The sequence below is a fragment of the Streptomyces sp. NPDC050704 genome (genome assembly GCF_040654355.1).
Lineage (GTDB): Bacteria > Actinomycetota > Actinomycetes > Streptomycetales > Streptomycetaceae > Streptomyces.
In genome coordinates, this window is sequence record NZ_JBFAHW010000016.1 from 24626 (window position 1) to 41734 (window position 17109).

Sequence of the window (17109 nt, forward strand, 5' to 3'; positions counted from 1 at the left end):
GTTCGCGACTGCGGGTTCGTTGCCGACTGCGGGCCCGTCGTGGCTTGTCGCGCCGTTCCCCGCGCCCCTTTGGGGCGCGCCTGAGCGGGTGTGCCTGAGCGGGCGCTTGTCTCTGATGGCCCATTGAGAAGGGCGCACCCCACACCGCGCTCCTAGTGTGGCGATAAGTCCAGCTCTGCCCCCGTTTCTGGAGGAGCCCGCCATGTCCCTGCGTACCGCTCTCGTCCGCCTCGGCATAGCCGCCGCCGGTGGCGCACTCGTCGTCGCCGGCGCAAGCCCCGCCCTCGCCAGTGGCGCCACCGGCGCCGGCGACGACCGGGGCCACCACCAAGGCCACCACCCGAAGTTCTACAAGGGCGTCGTCACCGCGCCCGGCGGACTGAACCTCCGCGACAAGCCCACCCGCGGCAGCACGTTCCTCGGCCTCTTGCCGTACGGCACGACCGTCAAGATCTTCTGCAAGACATCCGGCGAGAACGTCAAGGGCAACTCCCTCTGGTACCTCCTCGCCGACGGCACCTGGGCCTGGGGCACGGCCCGCTTCATCGACAACATCGGCCCGGTACCCCGCTGGTGCTGAGGTACTGAGGCGCCGCGACATCACGGGATGACATAACGGGATATCACGCCCGCACTTGCTACGTTCCGGACATGATCTGGCCCGGAACGACAGCGCAGGCGGACCCGCCGGCTCCCGCTGTACGCCTCCCCCGGCGCCGTGGCATCGAGTTCACCCTCATCGTCGTGGCCGTTCTGCTCTCCGTGTACGGCTACTGCGACGTCGGCCTCGCAAGGACGGGCGCGATCCCGCCCGGGGCCGTCGGCTACGGCGCCGGGCTCGGCGTCCTCGCACTCCTCGCGCATGTCGCGGTGCGGCTGCGGGCCCCGTGCGCCGATCCGTTGCTGCTGCCCATCGCCGTGCTGCTCAACGGCCTCGGTCTGGTGCTGATCTACCGGCTCGACCTGGAGACCCCGGCCGACCGCGCGGCCCCCACGCAGCTCGTCTGGTCGACACTGGGTGTCGGCCTGTTCATCACGGTCGTGGTGGTCCTGCGCGACCACCGGGTGCTCCAGCGCTACGCGTACGTGTCCGTCGTCACCGCGCTCGTCCTGCTCGCCCTGCCGGTCTTCTTCCCCGCGGTGAACGGCGCCCGGATCTGGATCCGGATCGCCGGATTCTCCATCCAGCCGAGCGAGTTCGCGAAGGTACTGCTCGCGGTCTTCTTCGCCGGCTATCTCGCGGCGAACCGCAGCGCCCTCGCGTACACGGGCCGTCGCGTCTGGCGGCTCCAGCTCCCCACCGGTCGTGTGCTCGGTCCGATCGTCGCGATCTGGCTGCTGAGCGTTCTGGTACTGGTCCTGGAGCGGGACCTCGGCACCTCGCTGCTCTTCTTCGGCCTGTTCGTGATCCTGCTGTACGTCGCCACCGGCCGCACCGGCTGGATCGCGGTCGGTCTGCTGCTGGCGGTGGTCGGCGCCCTCGCCGTCGGCTGGCTGGAGCCGCACGTGCACAGCCGGGTCGAGGACTGGCTGCACCCGTTCGCGTCGATCGACGCGGGCCGGGGGCCGAACCAACTCGCCCAGTCCCTCTTCGCGTTCGCCGCCGGAGGCTTCCTCGGTACGGGGCTCGGCCTCGGCCACTCCATCCTCATCGGCTTCGCCGCCAAGTCGGACTTCATCCTGGCGACGGCGGGCGAGGAGCTGGGCCTCGCCGGGCTCTCCGCGATCTTCCTGCTGTACGGGCTGCTGGTCGAGCGCGGCTACCGGGCGGGCCTCGCCCTGCGCGACCCCTTCGGCCGGCTGCTCGCCGTCGGGCTCGCCTCGATCGTGGCGCTCCAGGTCTTCGTGATCGCGGGCGGGGTGACAGGGCTGATCCCGCTGACCGGGATGGCGATGCCGTTCCTGGCGCAGGGCGGTTCGTCGGTCGTCACCAACTGGATCATCGTCGCCCTGCTGATCCGGCTCAGCGACTCGGCGCGGGGCCAGTACGACGGGAGTCGGCACGACGGGGGCCAGTACGACGGGAAGGGCGCGTCATGACCCGGTACATCCGCAGGGCCGCCGCCCTTTGCGCCCTGCTCCTCGTCGCCCTTCTCGTGAACGCCACCCGGATCCAGCTCGTCCAGGCCGGCTCGTACGACGAGAATCCCGCCAACCGGCGCCACACGATCGCCCGTTACGGCCAGCCGCGCGGGAACATCCTCGTCGGCGGCCGGGCGGTCACCGGCTCCCGGGACTCGGGAGAGCGGTTCCGCTACGAACGGACGTACAGGAACGGCCCGTTGTACGCGCCCGTCACCGGCTTCGCCTCGCAGGTGTACGGGACGGACCTGCTGGAGCACGCCGAGGACGGCCTGCTGGCGGGCACCGATCCGATGCTCTCGCTGTTCCCCCTCTGGAACGAGCTCACGCGGGCGCGGAATCCCGGCGGCGACGTCGTCACCACCCTGGACCCGGCCGCGCAGCAGGCGGCGTACGCAGGACTCGGCGCCCGGCGGGGTGCGGTGGCCGCGCTCGAACCGTCCACGGGGCGGATCCTGGCGCTGGTCTCCACCCCCTCCTACGATCCCGGGGAGCTCTCCGGGACGGACTCGGCCGTGGCGGACGCGTGGGCGCGGCTGAACGGCGCCGCGGACCGGCCGATGCTCAACCGGGCGGTGCGGCAGACATATCCGCCCGGTTCGACCTTCAAGGTGGTCACCGCGGCGGCCGCTCTCGACGCGGGTGTGGTGCGCGATGTGGACGCGCCCACCAAGTCTCCTGATCCGTACCGGCTGCCGGGCAGTTCGGCCCGGCTGACGAACGAGGTCGAGGGGTGCGCGAACGCGTCGCTGCGCTATGCCTTCGAGTGGTCGTGCAACACGGTCTTCGGCAAGCTCGGCGTGGACGTGGGGCTCAGCCGCATGCGGGCCGAGGCGGCCGAATTCGGCTTCAACGACGGGGGGTTGGCGATCCCGTTCCCGGTCTCCCCCAGCACCTTCGACACCCGGTCGGACCCGGCGCAGCTCGCGCTCTCCGCCATCGGCCAGTACAACACCCGGGCCACGCCCCTGCAGATGGCGATGGTCGCGGCGGCCGTCGCGAACAACGGCTCGGTGCGTACGCCCCATCTGGTGGAGCGGCGCACCACGGACGACGGCGACACGGTGTCGACCACCGGGCAGCGGACCCTGCGCCAGGCCATGAACCCCGCCACCGCCGTGCGGCTGCGGGAGTTGATGACGGACGTGGTGGCGGAGGGCACCGGGACGAACGCCGCCATCCCGGGCGCCACGGTCGGCGGCAAGTCCGGCACCGCCCAGCACGGCATCGCCAACTCCGGTACGCCGTACGCCTGGTTCATCTCCTGGGCCCAGGCGGACGACGGCGTGGCACCGGCGGTGGCCGTCGCGGTGGTCGTCGAGGACGCGGCGGCCGACCGGGGCGACATCAGCGGGGGCGGGGACGCGGCTCCCGTCGCCAGGTCGGTGATGGCGGCCGTGCTCCGCCTTTCGCCGTCCAGCCCCTCGTCACTCAACTCCTCATCCGACCACGGCGGTTGACGGCGGGGCGGTCGGCTCCGGCTGCTGGACGAGCGTGCCGGGCAGCGCGATGTACGCCGTGACGCCCGAGCCCTCGGTGTGCCGCAGCTCGACATGGGCGCCGAGCCGGGTCGCGAGGGTGCCCACCACGTGGTGGCCGAGGAACCTGGTGGGCGCGGCGAGCAGGGACGAACCCCGGCCGGACAGCAGGGCGTTGGCCTCCGCGAGCCGTTCGGCGGTCATGCCGATGCCCCGGTCAACGACGGCCAGGCAGTACTCGCCCGCGTCCCGCCAGCCGTGGATCTCGACCTGCTGCTTGGGCGGGCTGAACACCAGGGCGTTTTCGACGAGTTCGGCGAGCAGATGGGAGAGCTCGGTGACGGCGTGGCCGCGGACGCGGCAGTACTCGACACCGATGACGGCGACGCGCTGGTACTGCTCGACCTCGGCGACGGCCGACTGGACCACCTCGGTCACCGTGACCGTGCCGGGCCAGGAGCGGGCCGGTGCCTCCTCGCCGGCGAGGACGAGCAGCGACTCGGCGTTGCGCCGCATCCGGGTGGCCAGGTGGTCGAGTTCGAAGAGCTCGGCGAGGGCGTCCGGGTCGAGCTCCTGCCGCTCCAGCCGGGTGATCAGACCGAGCTGGCGGCCCAGGAGTGCCTGGTTGCGGCGGCCCAGGCTGGCCAGCGACTCGGTGCTGTTGCGGCGCAGGACGGTCTGTTCGGCGGCGAGGTCCACGGCGGTGCGCTCGACGTTGCGCAGAGCGGCGGCGAGCCGGCCGATCTCCCGTGCGCTGCCCGGCACTTGGGGCCTGGCAGGCTCGGCTGCGTTGACCGGGGTGTCGGGGTCGGCCTCCTGGATGCGCCGGACCGCGGCGGGCAGGCGGTTGCCCGCGACCGCGTCGGCCTCGTCGGCGAGCGCGCCCAGCGGTCGGGTGATGGAACGGGCGGAGAGCACGGCCAGCGCGGCGGCCACGGCGAGGATCAGCGCGCCGAGGCCGAGGAAGCCGCCGAGTTGCCAGGTGGCGGAGCTCCCGGTCTCCTCCGCACGGGCGCGTACACCGTCGCCCACGGTCCGCTGCACGCCGTGCAGGTCGTCGACGAGCGTCGTCATGTCGGCCCACCAGCGGGCGGGGGCTACCTGGACCGCCGAGCCGTCCGCGCCCTCCTCGGCCTGCCGCTCGTAGCCGGTTGCGCGGCGGGCGGCGGCGGTCTTGAAGGCGGCGTTGAGCGCGGACTGCTGGGCGGGGGCGGCGAGTTGGCCGAACTGACCGAGCGCGGCCAGCCGGGCCGCCCGGATCTCGGTGAAGTCGAGGTACTCGTCGGCCCGGAAGCGGCCCGCCGCGAACACGCCGTTCAGCGACCCGCGTTCGAGCGCGACGGCCTCGGTGGCGCGGGCCAGCGCCTGGAGTGCCTGCACCCCCTCGGCGATACGGCGGTCGCCGTCGGGCATGCCGGCCGACTCGGCGTCGATCAGCGCGGTGACGGCCTTGGTGTAGAAGCGCAGGGTGTCGGCGCGGTCGGCGGTGCCGGTGTCGACGTGGGTACGGGTGGCGACGAGGTCGACGAGCGGGCGCTGGGCCGCGCCGAGGGCGGAGGCGGCGGTGCCGGACAGCTCTCCGCTCCCGTCCGAGAGCGCGGCACCCAGTTCCTCCTGGGCGTCGTCCGTGCGCAGCCGCTGCTTCTGCACGTCTTCCTGGTACTCCTCGGCACCGCCCAACAGCCCGTTGGTCAGGCCGCGTTCACGCTGTACCTCCCGTACGAGATCCTGCACCCGCAGCAGGACTCCCACCTGGGCCTCGGTCTCCTGAGCCGCGGACCAGTCCTCGGCCCGGTCGGCGACGCCGAGCCCGGTCAGGGCGAGCAGCAGGCAGGTCGGCACGGCGAGCACGACGGCCATCCGGCCGCGGATGGAACCCCAGCCCGGCAAGCGGCCGGGAAGGCGGGCGGACTGGTCAGGTCGGTGGAATCGGTTCCCCGTCATGCCCGGCGAGGCTAGGGGCGGGCCGGTCAGGGTCCGATGTCCACTCCGTAAGACGCCGGTTCACAGGTTCTCACTCGGCGCAGGGGCCCGTTGTGAGGAGGTACATAAGCGACGCGGTGCTCATTCCGTGAGACGGGGGGTGCCGTTCGCCCGCCGACCGACCTAACGTTCGGTCATGACTCAGCACGCAGCCGCGTACGAACTCGCCCAGGTGAACATCGCCCGCCTCAAAGCCCCTTTGGACTCACCGCAGTTGAAGGACTTCGTCGATGCCCTCGACCCGGTCAACGCGGTCGCCGACACCGCGGACGGTTTCGTCTGGCGGCTGCAGGGCGACTCCGGCGACGCGACGGACGTAGCCGTCTTCGGCGACGACTGGCTGATCATCAACCTGACGGTGTGGCGGGACACCAACGCCCTCACCGCGTTCATGTACCAGGGGCAGCACCGCGAGCTCCTGGCCCGCCGCCACGAATGGTTCGAGCGGTTGCGGGAGGCGATGACGACCATGTGGTGGGTGCCGGCCGGACACCGGCCGACCGTCGCGGAGGCGGAGGAGCGGCTGCTGCATCTGCGGGCCCACGGCGCCACGGCGTACGCGTTCACTCTGCGGACGCCGTTCCCGCCGGGGGAGGCGTTCCCGGCGCCGCTCTCCGAGGGGACTTCGGCTGCCGTCGATGTGGAGTGCCCTGTCTAGGCCCGAGACGCGGGGCGGCCGGTCCAGCGGGTCGTGAGCTCGTCTCAGGCCGCCCCGCTCGCGCCACCCGCGCCGCCCGCCTCGATCGCCGCCGCCACCTCCGCGACCCGCTCCTTCTCCTCCTCCGCGAAGCGTTCCGCGTCCAGCTTTTCGGCGATCTCCTCGTCCTGGGCCATCAGCTGGTCGAGGTTGGAGTTGCCCATGTCGAAGACGCCCATGTCGACGTAGGCCTGCTGGAGGCGTTTGCCCCACAGGCCGATGTCCTTCACGCAGGGGACGATGCGGGAGAACAGCAACTGGCGGAACAGGGCGAGGAATTCGGACTGTTCGCTGTACTCCTCGGCCTCCGCCTTCGGGATGCCGAAGTTCTCCAGGACCTCGACGCCGCGCAGCCGGTCGCGCATCAGGTAGCAGCCGTCGATGACGAACTCCTCGCGTTCGCGCAGTTCGGCGTCGGAGAGCTGCTTGTAGTAGTCGCGCAGCGCCATGCGGCCGAAGGCCACGTGGCGGGCCTCGTCCTGCATCACGTACGCGAGGATCTGTTTGGGGAGGGGCTTGTCCGTGGTGTCCCTGATCATGCCGAAGGCGGCCAGGGCCAGTCCCTCGATGAGGACCTGCATACCGAGGTACGGCATGTCCCAGCGGGAGTCGCGGAGGGTGTCGCCGAGGAGCGCCTGGAGGTTGTCGTTGACCGGGTAGAGCAGCCCGATCTTCTCGTGGAGGAAGCGGGCGTAGATCTCCGCGTGGCGGGCCTCGTCCATCGTCTGGGTCGCCGAGTAGAGCTTCGCGTCCAGGTCGGGGACGGACTCGACGATGCGGGCCGCGCAGACCATGGCCCCCTGCTCGCCGTGCAGGAACTGGCTGAACTGCCAGGAGGTGAAGTGCTTGCGCAGCTCGCCCTTGTCCCGGTCGGTCATCTTCGCCCAGTAGGGCGTGCCGTAGATCGACATCGACTCGTCGGGGGTGCCGAGCGGATCGTGCGGGTCCACCTCCAGGTCCCAGTCGATCCGTTTCTGGCCGTCCCACTGCTTGTCCTTGCCCTTCTGGTAGAGGGCGAGCAGCCGGTCGCGTCCTTCGTCGTACTCCCAGCTGAACCGCGCCGCGCCCTTCGCGGGCACCTGCCAGAGGGGGCCTCCGGGGTCCTTGGCGTACAGGTCGTAGGTCGGCATGTGTCGCAGGTTCACACGTAGTAGACGGACGGTCAACAAGTTGCGCGGGAGGGATTGACGGGCTTGCTGACAAGCAGTCTCATAAGACGTGACCGCCGGTAACGCCGAACTTCCCCTGACTTCCCGAAGACTTCCGATGACTTCCCGTACGACGAGGTGGGCACAGCCATGACGACCGTGACGGAAGACGGACTCGATGGGCTGCGCGACGCGCTCGGTCTGCTGAAGGACCGGGAGCAGGTCGCCGAGCGGCTGCTCAACTCTTCCGCGAAGCACTCCTTCGACCCGGACAAGGAGCTGGACTGGGACGCGCCCTTCGAGGAGGGCAAGTGGTTCTGGCCGCCGGAGCTGGTGTCGCTGTACGGCACTCCGCTGTGGAAGCGGATGAGCGAGGAGCAGCGGATCCTGCTGTCCCAGCACGAGGCGGCGGCGCTCGCCTCGCTCGGGATCTGGTTCGAGCTGATCCTGATGCAGCTGCTGGTGCGGCACGTCTACGACAAGGCGGCGACGAGCGCGCACGTGCGCTACGCGCTGACCGAAATCGAGGACGAGTGCCGGCATTCGAAGATGTTCGCCCGGCTCATCAGCCGGGGCGGGACGCCGTACTACCCGGTGAGCCGGGCCCACCAGAACCTCGGGCGCTTCTTCAAGACCGTCTCGACGACGCCCGGTTCCTTCACGGCCACGCTGCTCGGTGAGGAGGTGCTCGACTGGATGCAGCGGCTGACGTTCCCGGACGAGCGGGTCCAGCCGTTGATCCGGGGCGTCACCCGGATCCATGTGGTGGAGGAGGCGCGCCATGTCCGGTACGCGCGGGAGGAGTTGCGGCGCCAGATGGTGACCGCGCCACGCTGGTCGCAGGAGTTCACCCGGGTCAGCTCCGGTGAGTTCGCGCGGGTCTTCTCGGTCGCCTTCGTCAATCCCGAGGTGTACGTGAACGTCGGCCTCGACAAGCGCGAGGCCCTGGCGCAGGTGAAGGCGAGCGGGCATCGACGTGAGGTCATGCAGACGGGCGCGAAACGGCTGACGGACTTCCTGGACGACATCGGGGTGCTGCGGGGTGCCGGGCGGCGGCTCTGGAGGTCGTCGGGGCTGCTGGCCTGAGCGACCGGCCGTCGGCGTCGACGGGTCCGCGTCGGCGGGGCCGAGCCAGCAGGTCCGCGTCGGCGGGGCGAGTCAGTGGTCGCACGGTGGGCTGTACGGGATTCCGGGGAGTCGGCGGCTCCACTCGGCGGTGGTGATCGTCGGGCGGGCGCGTTCGCAGGCCGCCTTCCGGGCCGTGGACCAGTCGGTTCGCCAGACCTGGGCGGTGTGGTCCGAGCTGCCCGTGACGAGCACCGGGGTGCCCTCGCCGGGGCGGAAGGCCACCGCGTTGACCGCGCCCAGATGGCCGGTGAGTTCCGAGCGCGGGCGCGGCGGGGCCGTCGCCGTGACGTCCCACAGCCGTGCGGTGCGATCCGTGCTGCCGGAGGCGAGCAGGCGCCCGTCCGGGCTGAACGCCACCGAGGACACCACATCGGTGTGCCCGGTGAGCACGGCGCCCTGGCGGGGACGGCGGGGATCGGCGATGTTCCAGAGCCGGATCGAGCGGTCGTCGCTGCCGGAGGCGAGGGTCCGTCCGTCGGGGCTGAAGGCCACGGCGTCGACGAAGTCGCGGTGCCCGGCCAGCACGCCCAGTCGGCTGGGGCGGCGCGGTCTTGTCACGTCCCACAGGCGGACGGTGCGGTCGTCGCTGCCGGAGGCGAGCACGCGCCCGTCCGGACTGAACGCGATCGGCTTGACATTGAGCCGGTGGCCGCGCAGCACCGCCGGTCCGCGCGCGGCGGACGGGGACGTCATGTCCCACAGGCGCACGGTGTGGTCGTAGCTCCCCGACGCCAGCGTGCGCCCGTCGGGGCTGAAGGCGACGGAGAACACGATGTCGGTGTGCCCGGTCAGGACGCGGACCGGGGCCGGGCGCCGGGGGCGGGAGACGTCCCACAGCCGTACGGTCCGGTCGCGTCCGCCGGTGGCGAGCCGGCGCCCGTCCGGGCTGAACGCCACCGCGGTCATGATGTCGGGGCCGCCCTGGAACTCGGCCACCTCGACGGGACGGAACGGATCGGCCAGGTCCCACAGCCGTACCGTGTAGTCGTAGCCGGCCGTGGCGAGCAGCCGACCGTCCGGCCGGAGGGCGAGCGCGCTGACCGCCTGCTCGTGGCCCAGGAGGGAAGCCGCGGTGACACCGAGCAGCGCGTCACGGGTGGTGGCGCTGGAGCTGAGGCGGTCCGCGGCCACGCCCAGCTGCGTCGCCAGCGCCGGCCGGGTCTGCCGCAGCGCGACGGCCTCCAGCGCGACCTCCCGCGCCAGTACCTCGTTCCGCTCCCGTGTCAGCTCGTCCCGCGCGTGCAGCGCCAGCCCCGCCGCGGCGACGGCCACGGACAGCAGCACCGCAAGGAGCGCGGTCAGCCGGCGCATCCGGCGCGCGCGTCGCCGCCCCCGGGCCGACTCGGCATGCTCGGCGGCGGCACTGGCGTCGAGGAACGCCCGCTCCTCGCCGGACAGCACCTGGTCGCCGGCCTCGCGCGCCATGGCCAGCCGGACACCCCTGAACAGCGCGTCCGGGTCCCTCCCGAGCGCCTCCCACGTCCGGGCGGCCTCGGTGAGCTGACGCAGGACACGCAGCCGCTCCCGGTCCTCGGTGAGCCAGCCGTGCAGCCGGGGCCAGCAGCGGATCAACGCCTCGTGCGTCAGCTCCACCCGATCCTTGTCCAGCGTCACCAACCGCGTCCGGGCGGCACTCTCCAGCACGACCCCGACATCCCCGGCCATGTCCTGGCCGGTTCGGGAACCGGAGCCGGGGTCCGGGCCGGGGTCGAGGCCGGAGCCGGGGCCGGGGTCGAGGCCGGGGCCGGGGTCGGGGCTGAGCGGGTCCGGCGAAGTCCGGTGCGGTGCCGCGCCCCGCAAGGGGCGCGGGGAACTGCGCGACCAGCCCCCACCGGCCCGCAGGTTAATCACCGTCCTTCCAGCGGAGCGCTCAGCTCTGAGACCAGAACCGGTGCCGAGACCAGAGCCAGAGCCCAACCGGCCCACCTCGCGGAGCGGCACGCGGCGTCTGGTGTCCTCTGTTCCCTCGCCGAGGGCCGTCAGCCGGATGAACACCTGCCGGGCCAGCTCCCGCCGCTCGTCGCTCAGCTCCGTGTAGAACCGCTCCGCAGTACGGGCCAGCGCACCCTCCAGACCGCCCGTCGCCCGGTACGCCTCCAGCGTCAGCGCGTTCCCGCGCCGGCGCCGCCAGGTCTCCAGCAGCGCGTGGGACAGCAGCGGCAGCACACCGGCCTGCCCTAGCGCCTGGGCCGCGAGCGTCGCCAGGAGGGCGCCTTCCACCGTCAGGCCGGCGCGTACGGCGGGCTGGACCACCGCCCGCCGCAGTTCCTCAAGACCCATGGGCCCCACCGGTACCTGCGCGTCGCGCATCGCCGCCACCAGGCCGGGATGGCGCGTGCAGTGCGCGTAGAAGTCCGCCCGCACACCGAGTACGACCCGACAGCGGCTGCCGTCGGCGGTCGCCGCCGTGAGCAGCACGTTGATGAAGTGATCGCGTTCCCCGGCGGCGCAGTGCGTGAAGAGCTCCTCGAACTGGTCGACGACCAGGACGACTTCGCCGTCGGCCCTGTCTGCCCTGGCGGCCCCGTCGCCGTCGACCCCGTCATCGGCAGCCGCGTCCGAGCGGGCGCCGATCTGCCGGACGACCCGCCCGAGGTTCGCGGGGTCGTCCATCAGCTCCTGATACAGGCGTCCCGGTGTGAGGTCCGCCGCGGCCCCGAGCCGTACCGCGCACTCCTCCATCGGACGGGCGCCCGGGGTGAACACCACCGCCGCCGCGCCCGCCGGCAGCCGGGGCACCAGACCCGCGCGCAGCAGCGACGACTTGCCCGATCCCGAGGCCCCGATCACCATCAACAGGCGCTGCCCGCGCAGACGTCGTACCAGCTCGTCCACCAGCCGCTCACGGCCGAAGAACCACTCGGTGTCACTCGCCTGGTAGGCCGCGAGGCCGACGTAGGGCGCCGGGCCCTCGGGCCGGTCCGCGTCCGCGCCCGGCATCGGACCGTCCGCACCGACCTCGGCCGCCAGCTCGTGCCACACCCGCTCCCACTGCGCCTCGTCCCCGTCGCAGGCCCGCACATACGCCAGGGTCACCGCCAGCGTCGGCAGCCCCTTCCCCGACGCCGCGCCGGACAGCGTCGTCACCGAGTAGTGCGCCCGCTCCGCCAGTTGACGGTACGTCGGACGGCCGGCCCGCTGCCGCAGCCGCCGCAACTCCGCGGCGAACTTCAGTATCCGCGGGTCCCCCGCATCGAGCGGGCGCTCTCCACGAGGCATCGCCGCGGCCTCCCCCGATGTACCGGCCGGACCCTGCGTCCGGAGCAAGACCCCATTGTTCGGTATCCGTTTGTTCTGGACCACTCGGCCGATTCCGAACAACGGCCGGCCTGTACATCTGGGGCCGACTGCTTGGGTGATACGGGGGAGAGCAGATGGAACTGCGTGATGTGGAGACGTTCCTGGAAGTGGCCCGGGCGCTGCACTTCGGGCGCGCCGCCGAGCGTCTGAACGTGTCCCAGGGGCGCGTCAGCCAGATCATCAAGGCACTGGAACGCGAGGTGGGCGGCGCGCTGTTCGAGCGCAGCAGCCGGCGGGTGCGTCTGACGCCGCTCGGTGAGCGGTTCCGCACCGGCGCCGCGGACGGCTACGACCGGCTGACGACCACCTTGCGGGAGTGCCGTGCCGTGGCCCGGCAGGTGGGCGACCGGCTGCGGATCGGCTACCAGTGGACGATGGGCGGGCAGTTCACCGAACGGCTGGTGTCGGCCTTCAGCGAAGGTCATCCGCACTGCGAGGTGTTCGTCAACAGCCTCGTGTACCGGACCGGCGGGAGGATGGAGCCGCTCGCGGAAGGGAGCGACGTCGATCTGGCGCTGTGGTGGTCGCCGGGCGGGGACAGCAGCGCGGTCGAGGCCCCCGGTCTCGTCGTCGGTCCGGTGCTCGCCGCGGTCCCCCGCGGGGTGCTGGTCCCGTCGGCGCATCCGCTGGCCCGGCGCGCGGCGATCACCCTGGACGACCTCACGCCCTACGAGTTGCTGCGGCTGCCCGACACGGTGGGCGCCCGGATGCGCGAACGGTGGCTGCCCACGCGCACCGGCTCCGGCAAGGCCCTGCGCCACACCGACGAGGACATGAGCCGCCTGACGGGCACCCCGGATCTGCCCGTGGAGGACGTCCTCGCCCTGGTGGCACGCGGCCGCGGCCTGCACCTGACGGTCGCCAACCTCCTTGACCGGGTGCCCTTTCCCGGCCTCGCCGTCGTCCCCGTACTCGACATGCCGCCCATGGTGGTGGTCCCGGTCTGGCCGGCCACGCGCGAGACCGCGACCGTCCGTGCCTTCGTCGAGTCCGCCGTCCGCGCGACCACCGCGGACCGTGCGGCGGCGACGCGGCGTGCGCGCGTCGCCGCGCGAGTCGGGCGGCGGGGTCAGCCCCTCGCCGGAGGTACCGGGGGTACCGGGGTGGCCACCCAGTCGGGGTGATTCGGCATGGGCGGCGTCGTGGGCCCGTACAGCCAGGGGTCCAGGAAGGACTCCAGGTCCTCGCCCGAGACCGCGGACGCCAGGTCGACGAAGTCCTGGGTGCTCGCGGTCTTGCCGCGGTACCGCGTGACCCAGGCCCGGTCGATCTTCTCGAAGGTCTCGGCGCCGACCTTCTCGCGCAGCGCGTAGAGCACGAGTGCCGAGCCGTCGTAGCGCATCCGCTTGAACAGGTTGGGTTCGGTGGGCTCGGCCGGGGCGCCGAAGTCGCGGCGCCACAGATTGTGGTTCGTGTACGCGGTCTTCATGGCGTCCTCGAAACTGGCGCCGCCGTGCTCCTCGGAGTAGAGCCGCTCGTAGAAGCGGGCGTGGCCCTCGCTGAGCCACAGGTCCGACCAGGTGCGCAGGGCCACGCTGTCACCGAACCACTGGTGGACCAGCTCGTGGACGAGGGTGCGCTCGGCGTCGACCTCGGTGCCGAGCAGGTCGGCCTTGGGGACCAGCGAGAGCGTCTGGGTCTCAAGCGCGACCGCGAGGTCGGTGTCCCCGACCAGCACTCCGTAGTTCTTGAACGGGTAGGCGCCGAGGCGCTGTTCGAGCCACGTGAGGTGTTTCGGGGTGAGCTTGAGATACGCGTCGGCCTGGTCCACGAGCTCGTCCGGGACGTAGTCGCGGATGGGGACGCCGCTGGTGGTCGGCCGGTCGACAGCCGTGAGCTCCCCGACGGCCATCTGCACCAGCTGGGTGGAGACCGGCTGTTCGGAGTCGTACGTCCAGCGCACCCGGTCCCCGGGGCGCGCCTCACGCGAGACGAGCTTGCCGTTCGCCACCGCGGTCAGTCCCGCGGGCGCGGTGATGCGGAAGGTGACGGGAGCGCGCTGGCTGGGGTGGTCGTTGGACGGGAAAATCATCTTCGCGCCGTTGGGCTGCGGATAGAGAACGGTGCCGCTCGGCGTGGGAATCCAGCCGTAGTCCTCGATCGCATCGTCGCGATGACGTATCTGCGTGGGATCGGCGGTGTAGGTGACCGTGACGGTGAAAGGCTGCCTACGCGGAAGTGGGAGCCAGGGAGTGACGACCAATTCGTCGCCCTCGCGGACGGCTTCGGCCGGGGTGCCGTTCACGGTGACGCTGTGCAGGGTGTTGCCCGCGAAGTCCAGGTTGAACCGGGACAGTTCCTGGGTGGCGGTGGCCCGTATGGTGGCCTTCGCCTCGAACGGTGTCTTCGGTGCCTGCCAGTCGAAGTCGAGGGCATAACGGTCGACCGTGTAGCCGCCGTTGCCGTCGAGCGGGAAGAGCGGGTCCCCGAGCCCGGGCGCACCGGGGACCGGGACTGACTCGGCGCCGGCACCCGACGCGGCGCTGACCGCCGGAGCGGTGAGCGCGGCGGTCACGCTGATCGCCGCGGCGACGACGAGGCGCAGGGCACGACGGGGCTTTACGGCTGTTCTCATCGAGGACCTTCCAGCTGGACGACAGAACGGGAGGCTGAACTCCGCCGTCGATTCTTGCCCCGCACGAAATGAGGAACAATGCCGGTCTGCTAATGCAGGCATAAGGCCCGCTAATCGTTCGGATTCCGCGGGCACCCGGCTTTTCGGTGTGCCGCGGAATTCCTCGTTCACCCACGACTCTGCTGAACGACCGAGGATCGATCAACCCCCGTCCGCTAATGCGTGAATTAGCGGAAGTAATCGAGAGTTCCCGCAGCCGTAGCCCCGGGTACGGAGACGGGTAGGGGCGGCGGGAGCGGGAAAGGTTACGCTGCGGAACATGACCTCGGAGGCTCCCACACGTGCGTACCGGCGGCTCGGTGTCGAGGAGCGGCGGAGTCAGCTGCTGGACGCGGCGCTGTCGCTGTTCGCGGCACGGGCGCCGGAGGACGTCTCGCTGGAGGACGTGGCGGAGGCGGCGGGCGTCTCACGTCCCCTCGTGTACCGGTACTTCCCGGGCGGCAAGCAGCAGTTGTACGAGGCGGCCCTGAGGTCCGCCGCGGAGGAACTGGAGCAGTGTTTCGCCGAGCCTCCGCAGGGCCCGCTCACCCGGCGGCTCTCCAACGCCCTGGATCGCTACCTCGCCTTCGTGAACGAACACGACGCCGGATTCAGCGCGTTGCTGCAGGGCGGCAGCGTCGTCGAGACGTCCCGCACCACGGCCATCGTGGACGGCGTGCGGCGGGCCGCCGCCGAGCACATCCTGAACCATCTGGACGTCGAGGGGCCCGGGCCCCGGCTGCGGATGACCGTCCGGATGTGGATCACGGCCGTCGAGGCCGCCTCCCTGATCTGGCTGGACGAGGAGAAGGAACCGCCGCTGGACGAGTTGCGGGACTGGCTCGTCGAGCAGTTCGTGGCCTGTCTGGTGACGACCGCGGGCCGGGACGAGCAGACCGCGGGCGTCGTACGGGCCGCGCTCGCGATGGAGGCCTCGGACGGGCCGCTGGGCACCTTCGCGCGTCGGGTGCTGCCCGTGGTGGGCGACGCGGCCCACCTGCTGTGACACTGGCTCCGTGAAGAGCGAAGACACCCCCTTCGAGGGCGGTCCCCTGGACGGCCGTGTGCTGCCGGTTCTGCTCGGTCCGACCGGGCATCCGCCGAAGGTGTACCGGGTTCCGGTGCCGGACAGCGCCGGCGGGCCGCCGACCGTTCTCGTCTACCGGCGCGTACAGGCGAGTGTGAGCCGGCGGCTGAGCCTTCACCAGGGGTGGAAGTACGAGTACGACCCCACAGGGCAGAGCGGCGGCAAGCTGAAGTGGCCGTGGTCCAAGCCGGACGCCAAGCCTGACGCCAGGCCGGACACCGCGCCCGGCGTCAAACCGGACACCACGCCAGACACCACGCCGGGCGGCAAGCCGGACGACTCCGACGAGTGACCTCGTTGGGCCGAACCGCCCACGGTCCGCGCGCGGAGTCCGCGCGCGCGACTGATGCTCACGGTGCGGAGGAGCGGAAGGGCCGCCCCGCACCGGAGGTGATGACGTGTCAGGAAGGCTTCTGCGGCTGCTCTGTACGGCGGCGATCGCGACCGGTGCCGCCCTCGCGCCGCTACCGGCCGCGACGGCGGCTGTGCCCGGACCTGCCGAGACCTCCGTGCCCGAGCCGGGCGACAGGGCCGCGCCCGAGCCCGGTGAGCGGTCCGTCGCCGAGTTGCTGACGGATCTTCAGCGGCTGTACCGGGAGGCCGAGGAGGCCACCGAGACGTACAACGCGACCGACGAGAAGCTGCGGCGGCAGCGGACCGAGGTCGCGAAGCTCGACGGACGGCTCGCCACGGCCCGGCTCTCGCTGCACGACAGCCGGGGTGCCGCGGGGCGGCTCGCCCGGCAGCAGTACCAGGGCCGCAGCGAGATCTCCTCGTACGTACGGTTGCTGCTCGCCCGCGATCCGCAGCACGCGCTCGATCAGGGGCAGGTGATCCGGCAGGTCGCGCTGGAGCGTGCCGAGACCGTCGACCGGCTCGTCGGCAAGGAGAGGGCGAAGGACGAGCTGGCGCGCGCGGCCCGCCGGGCCCTCGATGACCAACTAACCCTGGCCGAACGGCAGAAGAAGGACCGGGACGCCGTACGGAAGCGGCTGAAGGACGTCGAGGAGCTGCTCGCCTCCCTGACCGCCGAGCAGATCGCCCAGGTGGCGGAACTGGAGAGGTCGGGGGTGGCCGAGGCTCAGGACGAGTTCATGGCGTCGGGCGCGCTCAGCAGCGCGCGCCCGCCCACCCGGGAAGGGGATGCGGCGCTGCGGTACGCCGTGGAGCAGATCGGCAAGCCGTACGAATGGGGCGCCGAGGGCCCGGACACGTACGACTGCTCGGGCCTGACGTCCCAGGCGTGGCAGCGGGCGGGGCGGCCCATTCCCCGTACCAGCCAGGAGCAGTGGGCCGAGCTCGACCGCGTCGCGCTGAGCGAACTGCGGCCCGGAGACCTGGTCGTCTACTTCCCCGAGGCCACGCATGTGGCGATGTACCTGGGTGACGGGATGGTCGTGCAGGCGCCCCGGCCGGGCGCGAGGGTCAAGGTGTCGCCGATCGCGGCCAATCCGGTCCTGGGGGCCGTACGGCCGGACCCCGGCGGGGAGCCCCTGCGGCGGTACACGCCGCCGAAGCTGCCCCGGGGTGCCACGGACGGATCGGACGAGGGTTACGCGCCGACCGAGTACCGCGCCCCGTAGCGGGCGCGG

General features: G+C 71.8%; 13 protein-coding genes. 9 read left to right on the plus strand and 4 right to left on the minus strand.

Annotated elements, in window-relative coordinates; translation table 11 throughout:
• Positions 1-202: 202 nt before the first annotated feature.
• The 3 genes from AB0I18_RS11715 to AB0I18_RS11725 all read left to right on the plus strand — a co-directional run bounded on the left by AB0I18_RS11715 (position 203) and on the right by AB0I18_RS11725 (position 3542).
• Positions 203-580: an SH3 domain-containing protein gene (locus AB0I18_RS11715; RefSeq protein WP_363105249.1), complete on the plus strand. Its 378-nt coding sequence runs from the start codon at positions 203-205 to the stop codon at positions 578-580.
• 71 nt (positions 581-651) lie between these two features.
• The gene (locus AB0I18_RS11720; protein ID WP_363105250.1) at positions 652-2040 is read left to right on the plus strand and encodes an FtsW/RodA/SpoVE family cell cycle protein; all 1389 of its coding nucleotides are present in this window, start codon (positions 652-654) and stop codon (positions 2038-2040) included.
• On the plus strand, positions 2037-3542 hold the full coding sequence (locus AB0I18_RS11725) for a penicillin-binding transpeptidase domain-containing protein (protein ID WP_363105251.1): 1506 nt from the start codon (positions 2037-2039) through the stop codon (positions 3540-3542). The genes AB0I18_RS11720 and AB0I18_RS11725 overlap by 4 nt, the downstream gene beginning before the upstream one ends.
• On the opposite strand, the gene AB0I18_RS11730 is transcribed toward AB0I18_RS11725, so the two are convergent.
• On the minus strand, positions 3522-5504 hold the full coding sequence (locus tag AB0I18_RS11730; protein WP_363105252.1) for a nitrate- and nitrite sensing domain-containing protein: 1983 nt from the start codon (positions 5502-5504) through the stop codon (positions 3522-3524). The genes AB0I18_RS11725 and AB0I18_RS11730 overlap by 21 nt on opposite strands.
• A 175-nt stretch (positions 5505-5679) precedes the next feature.
• Between AB0I18_RS11730 and AB0I18_RS11735 the strand changes: the two genes are divergently transcribed.
• Positions 5680-6201 (plus strand): DUF3291 domain-containing protein, encoded by a 522-nt coding sequence (locus tag AB0I18_RS11735; RefSeq protein ID WP_363105253.1) that lies wholly within the window; start codon positions 5680-5682, stop codon positions 6199-6201.
• Positions 6202-6245: 44 nt separating this feature from the next.
• Here the strand turns inward: AB0I18_RS11735 and AB0I18_RS11740 are convergent, their stop codons facing one another.
• Entirely contained in the window at positions 6246-7370 is a 1125-nt protein-coding gene (locus AB0I18_RS11740; RefSeq protein ID WP_363105254.1) for a ferritin-like domain-containing protein, read from the minus strand.
• A gap of 168 nt (positions 7371-7538) precedes the next feature.
• Here AB0I18_RS11740 and AB0I18_RS11745 point away from each other — a divergent pair, with 168 nt between their 5' ends.
• The gene (locus AB0I18_RS11745; protein WP_363105255.1) at positions 7539-8474 is read left to right on the plus strand and encodes a diiron oxygenase; all 936 of its coding nucleotides are present in this window, start codon (positions 7539-7541) and stop codon (positions 8472-8474) included.
• A 72-nt stretch (positions 8475-8546) separates the two neighbouring features.
• Here the strand turns inward: AB0I18_RS11745 and AB0I18_RS11750 are convergent, their stop codons facing one another.
• Positions 8547-11735, minus strand: coding sequence for an XRE family transcriptional regulator (locus tag AB0I18_RS11750; RefSeq protein ID WP_363105256.1), 3189 nt, complete (start codon positions 11733-11735; stop codon positions 8547-8549).
• A gap of 155 nt (positions 11736-11890) precedes the next feature.
• Between AB0I18_RS11750 and AB0I18_RS11755 the strand changes: the two genes are divergently transcribed.
• The gene (locus AB0I18_RS11755; protein WP_363105257.1) at positions 11891-12940 is read left to right on the plus strand and encodes a LysR family transcriptional regulator; all 1050 of its coding nucleotides are present in this window, start codon (positions 11891-11893) and stop codon (positions 12938-12940) included.
• Here the strand turns inward: AB0I18_RS11755 and AB0I18_RS11760 are convergent.
• On the minus strand, positions 12886-14391 hold the full coding sequence (locus AB0I18_RS11760; protein ID WP_363105258.1) for a M1 family metallopeptidase: 1506 nt from the start codon (positions 14389-14391) through the stop codon (positions 12886-12888). The genes AB0I18_RS11755 and AB0I18_RS11760 overlap by 55 nt on opposite strands.
• Positions 14392-14710: 319 nt before the next feature.
• Between AB0I18_RS11760 and AB0I18_RS11765 the strand changes: the two genes are divergently transcribed.
• From AB0I18_RS11765 to AB0I18_RS11775, 3 genes are all read left to right on the plus strand, one after another.
• Positions 14711-15436 (plus strand): helix-turn-helix domain-containing protein, encoded by a 726-nt coding sequence (locus tag AB0I18_RS11765; RefSeq protein ID WP_363105259.1) that lies wholly within the window; start codon positions 14711-14713, stop codon positions 15434-15436.
• Between the two features lie 10 nt (positions 15437-15446).
• The gene (locus AB0I18_RS11770) at positions 15447-15809 is read left to right on the plus strand and encodes a hypothetical protein (protein WP_363105260.1); all 363 of its coding nucleotides are present in this window, start codon (positions 15447-15449) and stop codon (positions 15807-15809) included.
• Positions 15810-15915: 106 nt separating this feature from the next.
• Positions 15916-17100, plus strand: a complete 1185-nt coding sequence (locus tag AB0I18_RS11775; protein ID WP_363105261.1) for an NlpC/P60 family protein — start codon at positions 15916-15918, stop codon at positions 17098-17100.
• The last annotated feature ends 9 nt before the right edge of the window (positions 17101-17109 follow it).

Bases quoted from the DNA above. Each gene is read 5' to 3' on its own strand.
- AB0I18_RS11730 (WP_363105252.1), bottom strand. From the start codon at position 5,504: ATGACGGGGAACCGATTCCACCGACCTGACCAGTCCGCCCGCCTTCCC.
- AB0I18_RS11760 (WP_363105258.1), bottom strand. From the start codon at position 14,391: ATGAGAACAGCCGTAAAGCCCCGTCGTGCCCTGCGCCTCGTCGTCGCC.
- AB0I18_RS11725 (WP_363105251.1), top strand. From the start codon at position 2,037: ATGACCCGGTACATCCGCAGGGCCGCCGCCCTTTGCGCCCTGCTCCTC.
- AB0I18_RS11745 (WP_363105255.1), top strand. From the start codon at position 7,539: ATGACGACCGTGACGGAAGACGGACTCGATGGGCTGCGCGACGCGCTC.
- AB0I18_RS11755 (WP_363105257.1), top strand. From the start codon at position 11,891: ATGGAACTGCGTGATGTGGAGACGTTCCTGGAAGTGGCCCGGGCGCTG.
- AB0I18_RS11765 (WP_363105259.1), top strand. From the start codon at position 14,711: ATGACCTCGGAGGCTCCCACACGTGCGTACCGGCGGCTCGGTGTCGAG.
- AB0I18_RS11735 (WP_363105253.1), top strand. From the start codon at position 5,680: ATGACTCAGCACGCAGCCGCGTACGAACTCGCCCAGGTGAACATCGCC.
- AB0I18_RS11715 (WP_363105249.1), top strand. From the start codon at position 203: ATGTCCCTGCGTACCGCTCTCGTCCGCCTCGGCATAGCCGCCGCCGGT.
- AB0I18_RS11750 (WP_363105256.1), bottom strand. From the start codon at position 11,735: ATGCCTCGTGGAGAGCGCCCGCTCGATGCGGGGGACCCGCGGATACTG.
- AB0I18_RS11740 (WP_363105254.1), bottom strand. From the start codon at position 7,370: ATGCCGACCTACGACCTGTACGCCAAGGACCCCGGAGGCCCCCTCTGG.
- AB0I18_RS11720 (WP_363105250.1), top strand. From the start codon at position 652: ATGATCTGGCCCGGAACGACAGCGCAGGCGGACCCGCCGGCTCCCGCT.